The organism is Achromobacter sp., from assembly GCF_049647645.1.
Taxonomy (GTDB): domain Bacteria; phylum Pseudomonadota; class Gammaproteobacteria; order Burkholderiales; family Burkholderiaceae_B; genus Achromobacter.
Map to the genome: position 1 here is coordinate 1 of NZ_JBARYB010000163.1, position 16,194 is coordinate 16,194.

Here is a 16,194-nt window from a genome sequence, read left to right on the forward strand (position 1 = left end):
GTTCGCGCGTGACCTCTTCCACCATGCGTTCGCCCGCGGGCGCCACGCCCAGCGCGCCGGCAATGCCGCGGATGCGCGACTTGAGCGAGTCCACCGACGGCGCGTCCGACACGGTGACGACCCGCAAGCCGACGTCCGCCAGGCGCTTGAGCGCATCCGGCGGCCCAGCCTGCTCGGACGCCAGCACCAGATCAGGCTTGAGCGACAGCACGCCTTCCACCGGCACGGCCCGGTAGTAGCCGACGCGCGGCAGCTTGGTCGCGGCCTCGGGATAGAGGCTGGAAAGATCGTCTCCCACCAGCTTGTCGCCCTGCCCCAGCTGATACACGATTTCGGTCACGCTGCCGCCCAGGGTCACCACCCGGGCGGGCGGCGCCGCGTGCACGCTGAGCGCAAAGGCCCAGCCTGCCGCCACTGCCAGCCATTTTTTCATCGCTACGTCCTTATGGAATCAGGCCGCCAGGGGCACGCTGCACAGGCTGATCATCAGCTCGCGCCAGTCGGCCAGCTCCGGCTTGCCCGGCTTGCGTTCGCCGAAGAACTGCGCGATCAGGTCGCCGGTGGTCGAATACAGCTCCAGCGACGTCACCCAGCCGTCCGAGGTCGGCTTGTTCACCACCCAGGCCGAGGCGATGGCGGTAGTGTCCAGATGCAGGTTGAACTTCGGGTCCAGCACGTTGTACCAAGGGCCGGTGCGGCGCAACTGCTGCACCGGGCCGGTATGGATCTGGATCATGCCGCGGTTGCCCACGAAGCACATGATGGACAGTCCGGACTGCGCCGCGGATTCCAGCATGCGCTCGACGGCGTCGGCCGGCACCTGCTGCGCCAGATCCTCGCCGGCGGCCACCAGCGCGGCCAGGCGCGACACCTTGAACTTGCGCAGCAAGGGGAAGAATTCGTGCGTGTCCTGCATGCCCAGCCAGGCCTCGCGCCATTGCGCGCTGTCTTCGACCCGGTCAGCGTCGGCGGCGGGAGCATAGGACTGGGTTTCGGGCCATTGCGCCTCGCCCGCGAACTTGGCGATCAGCGCATCGTAGGCGGCGGCATCGGTGGCCTCGGTACGGTAGACCTTGTGCACCGCCACGCCCGCGCCGTCGAAGAACTGCAGGCTGTGGCGGCCGTCCTGCTCGACCGCCCAGGCCGACTTCCAGGCCGTGAAGAACACGCGCAGGTCGATGTCCGGCCCCAGCACCAGGCCTACCGGACCTTCGGCCTGGATGCCCTCATACACGCCGTGGCGCTCGTGCACACACCAGTCGTTGCGCGTCAGCGCCATGACCGGTCCCAGCGTGCCCAGTTCGCGGAAGATCTCCTGGGGCGTGCCGTGCAGGGCCGTGGCCTTGAGGCCGCCGCATTCCGCCGCCAACCATTCGGCTTCGGACACGCCCAGCGCCTGCGCCAGGTTGCGGGCGCGCAGCTTGGGTTGCGAGGCCGCCAGCGCCTCGTTGCGGGCGCGCAGTTCCTGGGCGCGGGACGTGAAATCGGTATTGCTCATGGTGAGGCCCTCCGGCCGTTGCTAAGGTTTGCGTAGACCGCCGCCGCTCCAGTGTCGACCGGACCGGCGGCGGGTCTGGATCAATACTGGTATGTCAGTGAGACGCGCAGGCTGCGTCCCGGTTCCGTGTACCAATCGACCGGGCGCGGAATGGCGATGGCGCCGGCGGTCGGCACATTGATGGCCTCCCAATACTTCTTGTCGAACAGGTTGAAAACGCCGGCCTGCACCTGCAGGCCCTTGACCGCGGCCGGACGCCAATAGCCCATCAGGTCCACCACGCCGTAACCCGGCGCCTGGAAATCGGCATTGGGCGCCGTGGCCGTACCCTCGGGGTACTCGACCTTGTTGCGCTGCAGGGCGGTGGTCAACATCGCATCCACGCCCCAAACGTCGCGGCCGTAGCCCAGGCCCAGCACCGCCTTCAGGGGCGCCACCGAGTTCAGGTACTGCCCCGTCCCTTCGTCCTTGCCCACGGCCCACGCCAGCGAACCCCAGGTGCGCCAACCCGGCGAGAACTTCCAGTGCGCGCTGGCTTCGGCGCCATAGATGCGCACCTTGGCGCGGTTGACGTTGCCGGTCACGCCCAGGGGGTACTGGCCGGCCCAGCCCGGTTGCCACTGCGGCGACGATGCGTTCAACGGCACGTTGCCGTCGATGAAATTCTGGTAGCGGTTGTCGAACAACGATACCGCGCCGCCCAGGGAATCGGAACCGATCTTGGCGCCCAGTTCCCAGCCCTTGCTCGTTTCGGGCTTCAGATAGGGATTGCCCACGCGCAGGTAGGTGCCCGGGCCGCCATAGTTGGTGTAGAGCTGGGTCGGGCTGGGTGCCTTGAAGCCGTAGGCGTACTGGGCGTAGAGGCTGAGTTCGTCCGCGGCCTTCCAGGTGGCCAGCAGCTTGGGCGAGAAACGGCTGCCGCTGTTGGTCGGCGGCAATGCGCTGGCGTTGGGATTGCTTTCATAGGCGGGCGTGGACTGCGGCTTCTGTTCGTAGTGGTCGTAGCGCAGCGCCGGCATGATGGTGTAGCGGCCGTCGGCGAAGCTGAATTCGTCCTGCACCCACAGGGCCCATTGATTGCCCTTGGACTGCGGCACGTCGGCCTGGTTGGTGTGCAGCATGTCGCAGAGGCGCGGGCCCATGGGCGCCCGCGTGCCCGGCGGGATCATGGGGCAATTGTCGTAGCCGCCGGAATATTGCTCGGTCTTGTTGCCGTACCACTCCGCACCCGCGGTCCAGAGCTGCGATACGGTCGAGCCTGTCAGGCGTTTCGTGACTTCGGCATTGGCGCCGAACATGGTCTGGCGAATGGAATTGCTGCGGCCATAGGGGCCGCTGGGATAGCCGTAGTAGTAGGGATCGCCGGGCCTGGCATAGGCGCGGGAATCGACGCTGCGCACACCGCTCAGCGAGCTGTCCAGCTGCAAGCGTTGCCAATAGACGACCGCGGTGGCGGTGTCGATCAGGCTGCCTTCGCCGGGCGCCTTGTACGAATAATCGAAGGACACGCGCTGGCGTTCGGTTTCCTTGCGCGTGCTGTTCTCGCCGTAGAGATAGCTGGTGCCCGCGCCCTGCTCGAACATGTTGTCGATGTCGGCGTTGCGCTTGAAGTATTCGCCCGTCAGGCCGAAGCGGTGGCCGCCTTCCACGCGCTGCTGCAACTTCAGCAGGAAGCTGCGCTGATCGTAGTCTTCCGGGCTGGGCTCGCTGCGCTTGGATCCGTAGCCGCCCACGTCGGCGCGGTTGTCCAGTGCGTGGCCGTTGCGCACGCCGGCCTGCACCAGCCAGAACGTGTTGCTGTGGATCTGGCCCGCCAAGGCGGCGTTGGCGCCCCAGCTGCTGTCGGCCGTGTCGTAGTCGGTCTTGGCCAGCGCGCCGAAAGTCTTGCCGTCGGTCAGCAGATCCGAAGGCTGCAGCGTATACAGGTCGGCAATGCCGGAAATCGCGCCGGAACCGCCGCTGCTGGCGTCGGCGCCGCGCACGATGTCCAGCCGCGACAGGCTGTTGAAGTCCACCGCCTCCAGGCCGCCCTTCAGGCCGCGCGCGCCATCGTCCAGCCAGGGCAGGCGGATGCCGTCCACGCGCGTCAACACGCGATCCTGGTCCAGGCCGCGGATGTTGATGCTGCTGTTTGCCCGGTTGAAGCTCACGCCGGGTTCGGCGCGCCTGCCGAAGTCGGTCCAGTTCCTGACCTGCAACTCGTCCAGGCGCTTGCGGTCGGTACTGGTTTGCCAGGCCGGCGTGATCGGCGCGCCCTCGCCGTCCACCTGGACCGGCGCCAACTGCGTGACGTCCGCGGCCGTCGCCGCCTGCAGCACGTAGACCCGGGCGCTGCGCTCCTGCACGCCCAGGCCGCTGCCCGCCAGCAAGCGCGCAAAGCCTTCATTCACGGAATAGACTCCGTCCAGCCCTGCCGTGCGGCGTTGCCCCACCAGCGCCGCATCGAACAGCACGGTCACGCCCGCGCTGTCGGCAAAGCGCGGCAGCGCCTCGGCCAGGGCGCCTGCGGGAATGCGATAGCCGCGCGCCTGCGTCTGCTGCGCAGGCTGGGCCCATGCGCCGCTTGCGGGCAGCAAGGCGGCGGACATGGCGGCCAGCGCCAGCGCGGCATGCACGGCGGCAGCGACGCGGGTCATGCGGCATTGCAGGCCTCGGGCGGGTCGGGAGCCGCTTGCGCGGCCGGCGGGTAGATAAGCCATGGTCGTCCTTTCGATCCAAACGGTGTCGGCATTCGTTTGCCTCTACAGACCATGACCCTCGTGAAATCCGAATCGGACAGCTGGCCCTCCGGTTTTTTGTAACAGCGCGGATTCAGGCTTCGGTAGTCACGCGCGAGGTGATCGTCACCCAGTACGGCGTGCGGTAGCGCACCCGCACCGGCAAGGTGGAAGGCAGGGCCGCCAGCACGGCATCGGTGTCGCGCAACTGGAATGCGCCCGAAATGCGCAGGTCCGCGGCCTCGGAATCGCAGCGCAGGATGCCGGGGCGATAGCGGCCCAGTTCCGCGGCGAAGGCGTCCAGGCGCATGCGGTTGGCGTACAGCACCCCGCGCTGCCAGTCGCTGGCGTGCGGATCGGCGGGAGACGGCGGCGACATGCCCTGCTCCGTCAGGCTGCCCTGTTCGCCGGCCGCCAGGCTGACCAGGTTGCGCGGATGCGCGGCGCTGCTGACGCGGACCCGCCCTTCCTGCACGCTGACTCGGCACAGCCCGCCTTCCTGGCGCACGCAGAAGCGCGAGGCCTGCGCCTCGATATCGCCCAGGCTCGTACGCACCACGAATGGCCGCGGCTGCGGCGCCGTGTCGGCCACCGCATGCACGGCGATCTCGCCGGAACGCAGGCGCAGCAGACGGACCGTGGAACTGAACATCACGTCGACTGCGCTGGCCGTGTTCAGAAGCAGCGTGGACCCGTCTGCCAGCGCCACTTCGCGCCGTTCGCCAGGCGCGCTGCGATAGTCGGCGGTCCAGTCCAGTGGATCGGCGCGCCACGCCGCCCAGCCGACGGGACCGGCCACCACCAGCGCCACCAGCGTCTTGAGCGCGGCGCGGCGGCTTTTGAGTTCGGGGCGGTTCAAGGTCGCCATGCCCAGCGCCGCCGGGATCAGGCCAAAGCGCTCGTTCACGCGCTGCGCGCGCTGCCAGGCATGCTCGTGCTCGGCCTTGCTGGCGCGCCACAGTGCACAGGCCTGCTGGTCGGCATCGGTGGCGCGGCCCGAGCTCAGCCGCAGAAGCCAGCGCGCAGCCTCGCGCGCCACGCTGCGTTCGACGGCGGGCAGCTCGGGCGCTGCCTCGGCCGGCGCGCTCAGATCGATGCCATGATGCATTGCTCGAATCCCTTGGCGATGTAGCGGTGGACGGTGCGCAACGACACGTTGAGCCTTGCGGCGATCTCGCCATGGCTCAGGCCTTCCAGCTGCGCCATCAGGAATGCCTGGCGGGCCGGCAGGGACAGGCCCGTCAGCATCTCGTCGATTTCCTGCAGCGTCTCCAGAATGATCAAGCGCTGCTCGGCCGAGGGCGCCAGGGCCTCTGGCATCAGGGCCAGGGCTTCCAGATAGGCCTGCTCCACCGAGCGCCGCCGGTGGTGGTTGAGCAGCAGGCGCTTGGCGATGGTGGTCAGATAGGCGCGCGGCTCGCGCAGGGCGTCCAGTTCGTGACGGTGGCGCAGCACCCGCACAAAGGTGTCCTGCGCCAAGTCGGCCGCATCGAAGCTGTTGCCCAGCTTGGCGCGCAGCCAGCCGTGCAACCAGCCATGATGAGCGCGGTACAACAGATGGACGTTGTCGCCGGCGGCGACCGCGGGATTCGGCACGGATGGCTCCCTGAACTTTCAACTACAAATAGAAATCAATCTCATTCTAAATGCAAAACCATGATTCCGGTCAAGTCCGCGCGCCGCGCTTGACGGAGATATGATGGGGACGGATTCATCCCTACAGGCCTGCCCCATGCTCTACGCCGCGCTCAAATTCATCCACCTGATGGCCGTGATCCTCTGGGTCGGGGGCATGCTGTTCGCGCACTGTTTCCTGCGGCCGGCGGCCGCGCAGTTGGAACCGCCGGTCCGGCTGCGGCTGATGGCGTCGGTGCTGGGCCCGTTCCTGAACGCCGTGCTGGCGGCCGTCCTGCTGATCCTGGCGACCGGCGCGGTGATGATCGGCCAGGAAGCCAGCCAGGCCGCGCAGACCGGCGGCGCCTTCTTCATGCCGCGCAGCTGGACCCTCATGGCCTCCGGCGGCCTGGTCATGACGGCCATCTACGCCTACATCCGCTTCGTGCTCTACCCGCAGCTGCGGGCGGCGGTGGCCGCATCCGACTGGCCCCAGGGCGGCAAGGCCATGGGCGGCATCCGCCGCTGGGTGGGGATCAACCTGCCGCTGGGCATCGCCATCGTGGCCATCGTCTTTCTGGGGTAGGCGGATATCAGCCGGCGCCCGCCAGCTATCGGGCATGTGCAGGCTGGTATCGGAATTCTTTTGCTTGGTGCAATACGCAGTACATCCGCGCTGGCCACACTGCGGATGACTCTCGCGGGCCTACACAAACAAAAGGAATCTCCATGATCAAGCGTGTCTTCCAACTGGCCGCCCTCGGCCTGTTCGCCTCCGCCTCGGCCGCGCATGCCGCGGCTCCCATCGACAACAGCGCCCTGGACAAGCCGGAATTCCGCGAACACAAGGCCACCTACGGCGTGGTCTACCGCCTGCCCCAGGACGTCAACGCCATCCTGGACGCCAAGATCAACGCCACGCTGAAGGCCGACCTGCTCAAGCTCGGCCTGAAGACCGAGGCCGAAACGCCCAACATGCCGCACGTGACGGTGGTGCACATCCACAGCGCCGACCCCGAAACGCCCGCCCGCATGTTGAAGGCCCTGCCCAAGCCGCCGGCTCCGCTGCAGGTCACGCTGAAGAACTTCTATCCGACCGAAGCCGCCAAAGGCGCGGGCCACCCGTGGTGGCTGGACCTGGGCGTGGTCAAGAGCGGCCAGGGCTTCGAGGACATGATGCGCTACAACACCGTCGCCACCGCCGCCCTGGCGCCCCTGCGCGACGGTCCGCTGCCGCGCGTCACCGGCCCCGTCTACGCCAAGATGGGCGATGCCGGAAAGGATCTGGTCAAGACCCTGGGCGTGAGCGGCGTGAACATCATGCAGGACAGCAAGGAAGTGCGCGCACACAACCCGCACACCACCCTGGTCTACAGCATGGCCTTGTACGACACGCGCCTGCAGGATGCCATGAAGCAGGAGTCCGACAAGTTCAACGCCGTGCTGCCCGACGGCATCAACACCACCTTCAAGGACGTGTCCATCGTCGAAATCGGCTTCGCCGGCAACGTGGTGCGCGAGATCTACCGCGTCAGCCTGGAAGACGGCTCGGCCATCGACGTGGCGACCGGCAAGAAGGCCGGCTCCTAGGCAGCGCTGGCGACGGGAACGGCCTGCCGGGCTCGCCGTTCCCGCAATGGAGTTCCAACGTCCCAAGGGGCGGCGGGCGGCCTGCAAGCGCGATCCGCTGATCGTTGCGGCCCCCGATGCTGCCATTTCATGGCAGCATTATGGATCCGCCATCTCCGCCCAACCCATGTCCCGCACCGAACGCCTCCTGGGCCTGATGCAGACCTTGCGCTGCCATCGCCGCCCCGTCAGCGGCCGCCAGCTGGCCGCCGACCTCGGCGTCAGCATACGCACGCTGTACCGCGACATCGCCACCCTGCAAGCGCAGGGCGCCGAGATCGAGGGCGAGCCAGGCGTGGGCTACGTGCTGCGGCCCGGCTTCATGCTGCCGCCGCTGATGTTCAGCACCGAGGAGATCGAGGCGCTGGTGCTGGGCACCCGCTGGGTGGCGGACCGCGCCGACCCGCGCTTGGCGCAGGCCGCGAGCAACGCGCTGGCCAAGATCGGCGCGGTGCTGCCGGCGGAGTTGCGCGACGGGCTGGATGCGATACCGCTGCTGGTCGGCCCCAGCTCGATGCGGGTGATAGACCGGGTGGACTTATCACTGATCCGCCACGCCATACGCTGCGAACAGAAGATCGACATCACCTACCGTGACGACAAGGGCGCCGATTCCGCGCGGGTGATCTGGCCGTTTGCGCTGGGGTTCTTCGACAGCGTGCGCATCGTCATGGCCTGGTGCGAACTGCGCCAGGATTTCCGCCATTTCCGCACCGACCGCATCGCCACGCTGACGCCCGGCCCGCGCTATCCAAAGCGTCGGCATGCCCTGCTCAAGGAGTGGCGCGCGATCGAACATGCGCCCAAGAAATGCTGATACAGGCTACTGCCAAAAACTGACAGCACCCCTGTCTAAGATGAGCGCGTCTACCACCCGGAGCGCATCATGTCAGACACCAATTTCGTCATTTTCTACGTCGAAAAGCCCGCCGCCAGCGCCGCCTTCTACAGCGCCCTGCTGCAGCGCCCGCCCGTCGAAAGCTCCCCCACCTTCGCGCTGTTCAGGCTGGATTCCGGCCTGATGCTGGGCCTGTGGTCGCGCTACACCGTGGAACCGGCCGCCGCCGGCCGCGGCGGCGCGACCGAACTGGCGTTCACCGTACCCGATGCGCAGGCGCTGGACCGCCGCCACCTGGACTGGAGCCTGCGCGGCCTGCCCATCCTGCAGGCGCCCACCGACATGGATTTCGGCCGCACCTTCGTGGCGCTGGACCCCGACGGCCACCGGCTGCGCGTGTTCGCGCCGGCGCCGCAGGAGCAGGCCGCGGAGCCGGCCGCGCCCGCCATGGCCAGCGCTTGACGTGCTTGTATGGAATACGGGCCTGAGGCCCCTGCCTCAGGCCCGTATTCCAGGCTTGCGCCCACCCTCGCGCAGCAGCGTCAGGAACGCTGATCGCGCGGGGTCAGCGCCACGGTTTCGCCGCGCCGGCGGAACAGCAGCTGATACAGCACGGCCAGCACCAGCAGGAACGGCACGCCGAACACCAGTGTCATCTTGAAGACGCTGGTGAAGTAGGTGGTGGCCAGAATGGCCAGCATCGCGCCCGCACCCAGCAGGGTCAGCACCGGAAAGCCCGGCATCCGGAACGACAGCTTGCCGCCGCCTTCGCGCGCCCAGCGGCGGCGGAAGCAGTAGTGGGTCACGAAGATCATCATCCAGGTGAACAGCGCGCCGAACATCGAAATCGCCATCATCAGCGTGAACGAGGTCTCGGGATACAGCACGTTCAGCACCGCGGCGATGGCAATGCCGCTGGTCGACAGCAGCAACGCGTTCAGCGGCGTGCCGTTGCGGCTCAGCCGGCCGAAGGCGGACGGCGCATGGCCGGCGCGCGACAGGCTGAACATCATGCGCGTGGTGATGTACAGCTGGCTGTTCATCGCCGACAGCGCCGCCACCAGCACGATGAAATTGATGACGCCCGCCGCCCCCGGAATCTCCAGCGCCTGCATCACCTTGACGAAGGGACTGCCGCCCTTGCCGGCCTCGTCCCAGGGCACGATGGCCAGGATCAGCGCCAGCGTCAACAGGTAGAACACCACCAGCCGGACGATGGTGGCGCGGAAGGCCTGCTTGACCGCGCGCTCGGGATCTTCGGCCTCGCCCGCCGCCACCGCGATCATCTCCACGCTGAGGTAGCTGAAGATCGAGATGACCACGGCGATCCACATGCCCCAGACGCCGTTCGGGAAGAACCCGCCGTGCGAGGTGTACAGCGCCGTGCCGTACTGCGGATTGCCCCAGACCACGTAGGCGCCCAGGATGATGAAGGCCACGATGGCGGTGATCTTGATGGTGGAGAACCAGTACTCGACCGTGCCGAAGGTCTTGACGCTCATGGCGTTGATGAAGATCAGCACCGCCGAAAACAGGCAGACCCACTGCCACCCCGGCACGCCCGGGAACCAGAACTTCATGTATTCCGCCACGGCCGTGACCTCGGTGCCCACCGCCAGCACCACGCAGGACCAGTACGCATAGCGCACCAGAAAGCCCGCTAGCGGGCCGACGTAGTGCTCGGCATAGGCGCCGAACGAGCCCGAGGTGGAATGCGCCACCGTCATTTCCGCCAGGCAACCCATCAGCAGCAGCGTGATCAGGCCGCCGATGGCATAGCTGATGATCACGCTGGGCCCGGCGAAGCCGATGGCGAACTTGCTGCCCAGGAACAAGCCCGTGCCGATGGCGCCGCCGATGGCGATCATGCTCATCTGCCCCGAGGTCAGCCGCCGTTTCAGGCCCTGCTCGCGTTCGGCGATCTGGCCGAATCCTTTCTGTTGTTGCATTGTCTCCTCCAGGTCCTGCGCTCTCTTGTGGATGTAGGGCCGGTTTGGCCCGCGCAATACGACTGCGTTGCGGCGCTCAGGTCACGGCGGCGCGATGCTTGAATTCCGGCTTGTCCCAGGAACGCGTATCCAGCACGTCCTTCAGGATGTCGACGGCGTCCCACACGTCGGCATAGCCGAAATACAGCGGCGTCAGGCCAAAGCGCAGCACCTCGGGCTCGCGGTAGTCGCCGATCACGCCGCGCGCGATCAGCGCCTGCATCACCTCGAAGCCGTTGGGATGGCGGAAGCTGACGTGGCTGCCGCGGTCGGCGTGCTTGCGCGGCGTCACCAGCGTGAGGGGGTGGTCGGCGCAGCGCTCTTCCACCAGCGCGATGAACAGGTCGCCCAAGGCCAACGATTTCTTGCGCACCTCGGCCATGTCGGCGGCATGCGCCACGTCCAGGCCGCATTCCACCAGCGACAGCGACACGATGGGCTGGGTGCCGCACAGGTAGCGGCGCACGCCGCCCGCCGGCTCGTAGGCCACGGCCATGTCGAACGGCCGCGTGTGGCCCCACCAGCCGGACAGCGGCTGCCAGAAATCCTTGGTGTGGCGCGGCGCCACCCAGATGAAGGCGGGCGAGCCCGGGCCGCCGTTCAGGTACTTATAGGTGCAGCCCACGGCGAAGTCGGCGTTGGCGCCGTTCAGGTCCACCGGCACCGCGCCCGCGGCGTGCGCCAGGTCCCAGATGGCCAACGCGCCGCGCTCGTGCGCCAGCGCGGTCACGGCGGCCATGTCGTGCATCTGGCCGCTGCGGTAGTTCACGTGCGACAGGAGCATCACGGCCACGGACCCGTCCAGCGCCTTTTCCAGCGGCAGGTCGTCGTCGATCAGGCGCATTTCGTAGCCCTGCTGCAGCAGGTCGATCATGCCCTGGATCATGTAGAGATCGGTGGGGAAGTTGTCGCGCTCGGACAGGATAACGCGGCGCCCCGGATGCTGGTGCTGCTGGATGCGCAGGGCGGCGGCCAGCGCCTTGAAGATGTTCAGCGAGGTCGTGTCGGTCACGACCAGCTCGCCTTCGCGCGCGCCCAGCAGGCGGCCCAGCTTGTCGCCCAGGCGGGCGGGCAGTTCGAACCAGCCGGCGGTGTTCCAGCTGCGGATCAGGCCCGCCCCCCATTCCTGGCCGATCACGGCGGCGGCGCGGGCGGCGGCCTCCTTGGGCAGCACGCCCAGGGAATTGCCGTCCATGTAGAGCACGCCGGGCGGCAGCTCGAAACGTTCTTTGAGGGGCGCCAGGGGGTCCTGGCGGTCGGCGTTCACGCAGGCGTCGCGGGTATTCATTTTCTGCTCCAAGAGGCTATATTCTGGATACATACTATCAGCGCGATCGGGCTGATAAATTGCAAACTCAGGCGCGGAATACCCTAGGTTTCCGCATTGAATTGCACATAATCCATATTTTTGGAATTTGATTGCATCATGCAAATCGACGCGATAGACCAGCGAATTCTGTACCGGCTGCAGGAAAACGGCCACCTCAGCAACCAGGACCTGGCCGAACAGGTGGCGCTGTCGCCCTCGGCCTGTCTGCGGCGGGTGCGCGCCCTGGAGGAAAGCGGGCTGATCCGCAGCTATCGCGCCGTGCTGGATGCCGAAAAGCTGGGTTTCGAGCTGGAGGCCATCGTCCACGTATCGCTGGACCAGTCGCGCCCCGGCTGGCACGAGGAATTCCTGGCCGGCATCGCGCTGCATGACGAGATCACCGAGGCCAGTATCGTGACCGGGGCGTCCAACTACATCCTGACGGTGAGCACGCGCAATCTGAAGGCGTTCTCACTGTTCGTCGAAGACAAGCTCAGCAAGATCCCGGGGGTGCGGAACCTTTCCTCGCATATCGTCATGCGCAAAGTGAAGAACCGCGGCGGCATGCTGCCGCTGGCAAGCTGGCGCTAGGATCATGCAAGCCCCGCTCAGGCCGGGCTCAGCCTCAAGAAGCCGAAAACCGTCACGAAATGGCAGGCCGTGCCGCCCATGACGAACAGGTGCCAGATGCCGTGCGCGTGCGGCCAGCGCTGGTCGTTGACGTAGAACAGCGTGCCGGCGGTATAGACCGCCGCGCCCGCCAGCAGCCAGGCCAGCCCGGCCGCGGACAGCGCGCCCGCGATCGGCGCGGCAAACATCACGCCCAGCCAGCCCATCGCCAGATACAGCGGCAGGGCCGGCGCGGCCCCGCGCGCCCACCACAGCTCGCGGCTGATGCCGACCGCCGCCAGCGCCCAGATCGCCACGCCCATGACCGCGCCCCAGCCGTGCTCCACCGGCCCGTAAGCCAGCGGCGTGTAGGTGCCAGCAATCAGCAGGTAGATCGCGCAATGGTCGGCCTTGGCCCACAACGCCTTGCGGCGGCCCCGGGTGCAATGGAACAGCACCGACGAGGCATAGACCGCGATCATCGACGCGGCGAACACGGCGCAGGCGATGACCTGGCGCGTATCCACCTTGAGCTCGGCGGCGCGGGCGATCAGGGCGCCGGAGGCGGCCACGGCCAGCGCCAGGCCGGCCAGGTGCGTCACGCCGTTGAATCGTTCGCCCTTGTACATGCACGCCCTCCGCCCGCCGGCCACGCGCCGGCGCCACCCATGATGGCCCGATTGTGTGACAAGCCGAGGTCAGGGCGGCATGGCGTCAGGCGACGAAGTCCACCGCCGCCGGATAGCCTTCCAGCGCGCGCGCCGACAGGATGGCGCGCTGCACCGCGATCGCCATGGCCTCGGCCGCCATCACGCCCAGCAGCATCACGTTGCCCGGTTTGCCGGAGGTGCCGGTGCCCAGCGCGAAGATAGTGTCGCCGTCCAGCATGGTATGGATGGGATTGATGGTGCGGGCCAGGCCGTCATGCGCCATGCCGGCGATCTTCTGCGCCTGCGCCTTGGTGAGCTTGGCGTCCGTCGCGACCACGCCAATGGTGGTGGCGGTGCCCGGCCGCATGGATTTGGGCAGGTCGCCCGCCAGGATGGCGGCGCGGGTATCCAACAGCATCTTGCCGTCCGCCGTGCGCGCGCCGGCCAGGATGCGTCCGGTGGCCGGGTCCAGCACGTCGCCCACCGCATTGACCGCGACGATGGCGCCCACCGTCACGCCCGCCACGGTCAGCGAGGCGCTGCCGATGCCGCCCTTCATGGCGCGCTTGGGGCCGTACAGCTTGCCCACCGTGGCGCCGGCCCCGGCGCCTACGTTGCCCTCTTGCGGCGCGGCGTCCGTGGCCGACTTGCAGGCCTGGTAGCCAGCGGCCGCATCCGGCCGGATCGAAGCGTCGCCCACCCCCAGGTCGAACAGGATGGCCGAGGGCACGATGGGCACGTGCGCCACGCCCACGTCGAAGCCGATCTTCTTTTCTTCCAGATAGCGCATGACGCCCGAGGCCGCGTCCAGCCCGAAGGCGCTGCCGCCGGCCAGCACCACCGCATGCACCTTTTCCACCATGTTCACCGGATTGAGCAGGTCGGTTTCCCGTGTGCCAGGGGCCGCGCCGCGCACGTCGACCCCGGCGGTCGCGCCAGCTTCGGCGATGATGACGGTACAGCCCGTCGGGCGGCGCGTGTCGGTGTAGTGACCCACCCGCAGCCCCGCCACCTGCGTGATGCTGCCGCTGCCCGGCATCAGCCGCGTGCCGTCCGCAGCCTGGGCGGGCATTGCGCCGGCCGCCGCCGCGCCTGCGGCCGCCATCATGAAAGCCCGCCTGTTCCATTGCTGTTCCACACCGATCTCCATCGAAGTCCTGCTGGATGAACCCCGGTCGTCAGGCGCCGGAGCATGGGTATCACCATATGACTTGCAGCTATATTTTTACTATTCCTTATGCTTTGTGGAAAAATAGACGCGTTGTTAGAGTGCGGCTACGCCGGAGGGCATTGCAGGCACGGATGCTCTCCACCGAGATATCTGCCATCCGTGGAGCACCGCCATGAAACTCTTCCGTACGCTGTTCGTCGCCGGCCTCGTCCAGGTCGCCGCCTTGTCCGCGGCCCACGCCCAATCCGGACTGGACCAGATCAAATCCGCTGGCGTGTTCAAGATCGGCACCGAAGGCACCTACGCCCCCTTCACTTTCCACGACGCATCCGGGCAGCTTACCGGGTTTGACGTGGACATCGGCCGCGCCATCGCCGAACGCCTGGGCGTCAAGGCGCAATTCGTCGAAGGCAAGTGGGACGGCCTGATCGCCGGCCTGGACGCCAAGCGCTACGACGCGGTGATCAACCAGGTCGGCATCACCGACGCGCGCCGCGCCAAGTACGACTTTTCCGATCCCTACATCTCGTCGGCCGCCGTGCTGATCGTGCGCGACGACAACACCAGCATCAAGTCCTTCGACGACCTCAAGGGCAAGAAATCCGCCAACACGCTGACCAGCAACTTCGGCAAGCTGGCGCAAAGCCATGGCGCGGAAGTGATCGCGGTGCAGGGCTTCAATGAAGCCATCGACCTGCTGACCTCGGGCCGGGTCGAAGCCACCGTGAACGACAACCTGTCGTTCCTGGACTTCAAGAAGCAGAAGCCCAATGCCAAGGTGAAAATCGCCGCCACCGACAAGACCGCCGAATTCAGCAATTCGGGCGTGCTGATCCGCAAGGGCAACCCCGAGCTGCAGGCCGCCATCAACAAGGCGCTGGCCGAGATCAAGGCGGACGGCACCTACAAGACCATCTCGGTCAAGTATTTCGGCACGGACCTGTCGGCGCAGTAAGCGAGCGGAGCGCACATGACGCTACCCCCCTGGCTGCAATCCGTCCTGCCCGACTGGCTGCTGGCGCAACTCGGCAACTTGACGGTGCCGGCCTGGGTGCAGCTGATGCTGGACTCGTTCTGGCCGCTGCTGCACGCGGGGCTGATGTTCACGGTCCCCTTGACGCTGATGTCGTTCGCGCTGGGCCTGGCGCTGGCCTTCGTGGTGGCGCTGATCCGCCTGTTCGGTCCCGCGCCGCTGGTGGCCCTGGTGCGCTTCTACGTCTGGCTGATCCGCGGCACGCCGCTGCTGGTGCAGCTGTTCGTGATCTTCTACGGCCTGCCCAGCGTCGGCATCGTGCTGGACCCGCTGCCCGCCGCGCTGATCGGCTTCACCCTCAACGTCGGCGCCTACAACTCGGAAGTGATACGCGGCGCCATCGAATCCATTACCAAGGGCCAGTGGGAAGCGGCCTATTCGCTGAGCATGACGCGCGCGCAGGCGCTGCGCCGGACCATCCTGCCGCAGGCGGCGCGGGTGGCCGTGCCGCCCCTGTCCAACTCCTTCATCGCGCTGGTCAAGGACACCTCGCTGGCGGCGGTGCTGACCGTGCCCGAGATCTTCCAGGCCGCGCAACGCATCGCCGCGGTCACCTATGAACCGCTGATCCTGTACACCGAGGCTGCGCTGATCTACCTGGTGTTCAGCTCCGTCCTGTCCGCCGCGCAGGTCCGCCTGGAACGGCGCTTCGGCCAGCATGCGGTCTTTAACGAGAAAAACCGATGATCCGCCTGGAAAAGATAGAGAAGGCGTTCGGCGGCAATCCCGTGCTCAAGCAGGTGGACGTGAGCATCGCCGAAGGCAGCGTCACCGCCCTGATCGGTCCGTCCGGCAGCGGCAAAAGCACCCTGCTGCGCTGCGTGAACCTGCTGGAAGTGCCGGACCGCGGCACGCTGGAGATCGGACCGGAAACGGTGCAGTTCGAGCCCGGCCGCAAGCTGTCGCGCGATCAGGTCCAGCGCGTGCGCAAGCAGACCGGCATGGTGTTCCAGAACTTCCAGCTGTTCCCGCACCAGACCGTCATCGGCAACGTCATGGAAGGGCTGCTGACCGTACAGAAGTGGCCGCTGGACCGCGCCCGCGCCCGCGCCGAGGAACTGTTGCGCAAGGTCGGCATGCTGGAAAAGCGCGACGCCTGGCCCGCCAACCTGTCGGGCGGCCAGCAGCAGCGCGTGGC

At 67.2% G+C, this 16,194-nt stretch carries 17 protein-coding genes; 8 read left to right on the forward strand and 9 right to left on the reverse strand.

Going from position 1 to position 16,194, the window contains the following annotated elements; translation table 11 throughout:
• The 5 genes from WBB14_RS19415 to WBB14_RS19435 form a co-directional block, all read right to left on the reverse strand.
• Positions 1-433 (reverse strand): heme/hemin ABC transporter substrate-binding protein (locus WBB14_RS19415; protein WP_424241277.1); only part of this gene is annotated, 433 nt, incomplete at its 3' end.
• 18 nt (positions 434-451) lie between these two features.
• Positions 452-1,498 carry a hemin-degrading factor gene (locus WBB14_RS19420; RefSeq protein ID WP_424241278.1) on the reverse strand — a complete coding sequence of 349 codons (1,047 nt, stop codon included), beginning with the start codon at positions 1,496-1,498 and terminating at the stop codon, positions 452-454.
• Positions 1,499-1,578: 80 nt separating this feature from the next.
• A complete protein-coding gene (locus WBB14_RS19425) occupies positions 1,579-4,134 on the reverse strand; it encodes a TonB-dependent receptor (protein WP_424241279.1) in 2,556 nt (851 codons plus the stop codon).
• A gap of 175 nt (positions 4,135-4,309) precedes the next feature.
• Positions 4,310-5,323, reverse strand: a complete 1,014-nt coding sequence (locus tag WBB14_RS19430) for a FecR domain-containing protein (protein WP_424241280.1) — start codon at positions 5,321-5,323, stop codon at positions 4,310-4,312.
• Positions 5,302-5,811 (reverse strand): sigma-70 family RNA polymerase sigma factor, encoded by a 510-nt coding sequence (locus WBB14_RS19435; RefSeq protein ID WP_424241281.1) that lies wholly within the window; start codon positions 5,809-5,811, stop codon positions 5,302-5,304. Before WBB14_RS19435 ends, WBB14_RS19430 begins: the two co-directional genes overlap by 22 nt.
• 136 nt (positions 5,812-5,947) lie before the next feature.
• On the opposite strand from WBB14_RS19435, the gene WBB14_RS19440 reads away from it, so the two are divergent.
• The 4 genes from WBB14_RS19440 (at position 5,948) to WBB14_RS19455 (ending at position 8,758) form a co-directional block, all read left to right on the forward strand.
• A complete protein-coding gene (locus tag WBB14_RS19440) occupies positions 5,948-6,415 on the forward strand; it encodes a CopD family protein (RefSeq protein WP_424241282.1) in 468 nt (155 codons plus the stop codon).
• A 143-nt stretch (positions 6,416-6,558) separates the two neighbouring features.
• A complete protein-coding gene (locus WBB14_RS19445; RefSeq protein WP_424241283.1) occupies positions 6,559-7,419 on the forward strand; it encodes a hypothetical protein in 861 nt (286 codons plus the stop codon).
• Positions 7,420-7,585: 166 nt separating this feature from the next.
• Positions 7,586-8,275, forward strand: coding sequence for a helix-turn-helix transcriptional regulator (locus WBB14_RS19450; protein WP_424241284.1), 690 nt, complete (start codon positions 7,586-7,588; stop codon positions 8,273-8,275).
• A 69-nt stretch (positions 8,276-8,344) separates the two neighbouring features.
• Entirely contained in the window at positions 8,345-8,758 is a 414-nt protein-coding gene (locus tag WBB14_RS19455; RefSeq protein WP_424241285.1) for a VOC family protein, read from the forward strand.
• 80 nt (positions 8,759-8,838) lie between these two features.
• On the opposite strand, the gene WBB14_RS19460 is transcribed toward WBB14_RS19455, so the two are convergent.
• Both WBB14_RS19460 and kynU read right to left on the reverse strand, forming a co-directional pair.
• Positions 8,839-10,245, reverse strand: a complete 1,407-nt coding sequence (locus tag WBB14_RS19460; RefSeq protein ID WP_424241286.1) for an amino acid permease — start codon at positions 10,243-10,245, stop codon at positions 8,839-8,841.
• A 76-nt stretch (positions 10,246-10,321) separates the two neighbouring features.
• Complete coding sequence (gene kynU, locus WBB14_RS19465; RefSeq protein WP_424241287.1) at positions 10,322-11,572, reverse strand: kynureninase; 1,251 nt, start codon at positions 11,570-11,572, stop codon at positions 10,322-10,324.
• Positions 11,573-11,710: 138 nt separating this feature from the next.
• On the opposite strand from kynU, the gene WBB14_RS19470 reads away from it, so the two are divergent.
• The gene (locus tag WBB14_RS19470) at positions 11,711-12,184 is read left to right on the forward strand and encodes an Lrp/AsnC family transcriptional regulator (RefSeq protein ID WP_424241288.1); all 474 of its coding nucleotides are present in this window, start codon (positions 11,711-11,713) and stop codon (positions 12,182-12,184) included.
• A 17-nt stretch (positions 12,185-12,201) separates the two neighbouring features.
• Here the strand turns inward: WBB14_RS19470 and trhA are convergent, their stop codons facing one another.
• Together trhA and WBB14_RS19480 are read right to left on the reverse strand one after the other, a co-directional pair.
• Complete coding sequence (gene trhA / locus WBB14_RS19475) at positions 12,202-12,831, reverse strand: PAQR family membrane homeostasis protein TrhA (RefSeq protein WP_424241289.1); 630 nt, start codon at positions 12,829-12,831, stop codon at positions 12,202-12,204.
• 85 nt (positions 12,832-12,916) lie between these two features.
• Entirely contained in the window at positions 12,917-14,002 is a 1,086-nt protein-coding gene (locus tag WBB14_RS19480; protein ID WP_424241290.1) for a P1 family peptidase, read from the reverse strand.
• A gap of 193 nt (positions 14,003-14,195) precedes the next feature.
• Here WBB14_RS19480 and WBB14_RS19485 point away from each other — a divergent pair, with 193 nt between their 5' ends.
• The 3 genes from WBB14_RS19485 to WBB14_RS19495 all read left to right on the forward strand — a co-directional run.
• Positions 14,196-14,978, forward strand: a complete 783-nt coding sequence (locus WBB14_RS19485) for an amino acid ABC transporter substrate-binding protein (RefSeq protein WP_424241291.1) — start codon at positions 14,196-14,198, stop codon at positions 14,976-14,978.
• An 84-nt stretch (positions 14,979-15,062) separates the two neighbouring features.
• Entirely contained in the window at positions 15,063-15,743 is a 681-nt protein-coding gene (locus WBB14_RS19490; protein ID WP_041656162.1) for an ABC transporter permease subunit, read from the forward strand.
• Positions 15,740-16,194, forward strand: a 455-nt coding sequence (locus WBB14_RS19495) for an amino acid ABC transporter ATP-binding protein (protein WP_424241292.1), incomplete at its 3' end; no start/stop codon positions are given. The genes WBB14_RS19490 and WBB14_RS19495, both read left to right, overlap by 4 nt.

What these genes read in the sequence shown, in the direction of transcription:
- WBB14_RS19470 (WP_424241288.1), top strand. Translation starts at nt 11,711, where the DNA reads ATGCAAATCGACGCGATAGACCAGCGAATTCTGTACCGGCTGCAGGAA.
- WBB14_RS19440 (WP_424241282.1), top strand. Translation starts at nt 5,948, where the DNA reads ATGCTCTACGCCGCGCTCAAATTCATCCACCTGATGGCCGTGATCCTC.
- WBB14_RS19485 (WP_424241291.1), top strand. Translation starts at nt 14,196, where the DNA reads ATGAAACTCTTCCGTACGCTGTTCGTCGCCGGCCTCGTCCAGGTCGCC.
- WBB14_RS19460 (WP_424241286.1), bottom strand. Translation starts at nt 10,245, where the DNA reads ATGCAACAACAGAAAGGATTCGGCCAGATCGCCGAACGCGAGCAGGGC.
- WBB14_RS19450 (WP_424241284.1), top strand. Translation starts at nt 7,586, where the DNA reads ATGTCCCGCACCGAACGCCTCCTGGGCCTGATGCAGACCTTGCGCTGC.
- kynU (WP_424241287.1), bottom strand. Translation starts at nt 11,572, where the DNA reads ATGAATACCCGCGACGCCTGCGTGAACGCCGACCGCCAGGACCCCCTG.
- WBB14_RS19420 (WP_424241278.1), bottom strand. Translation starts at nt 1,498, where the DNA reads ATGAGCAATACCGATTTCACGTCCCGCGCCCAGGAACTGCGCGCCCGC.
- WBB14_RS19425 (WP_424241279.1), bottom strand. Translation starts at nt 4,134, where the DNA reads ATGACCCGCGTCGCTGCCGCCGTGCATGCCGCGCTGGCGCTGGCCGCC.
- WBB14_RS19455 (WP_424241285.1), top strand. Translation starts at nt 8,345, where the DNA reads ATGTCAGACACCAATTTCGTCATTTTCTACGTCGAAAAGCCCGCCGCC.
- WBB14_RS19430 (WP_424241280.1), bottom strand. Translation starts at nt 5,323, where the DNA reads ATGCATCATGGCATCGATCTGAGCGCGCCGGCCGAGGCAGCGCCCGAG.
- WBB14_RS19445 (WP_424241283.1), top strand. Translation starts at nt 6,559, where the DNA reads ATGATCAAGCGTGTCTTCCAACTGGCCGCCCTCGGCCTGTTCGCCTCC.
- WBB14_RS19480 (WP_424241290.1), bottom strand. Translation starts at nt 14,002, where the DNA reads ATGGAGATCGGTGTGGAACAGCAATGGAACAGGCGGGCTTTCATGATG.
- trhA (WP_424241289.1), bottom strand. Translation starts at nt 12,831, where the DNA reads ATGTACAAGGGCGAACGATTCAACGGCGTGACGCACCTGGCCGGCCTG.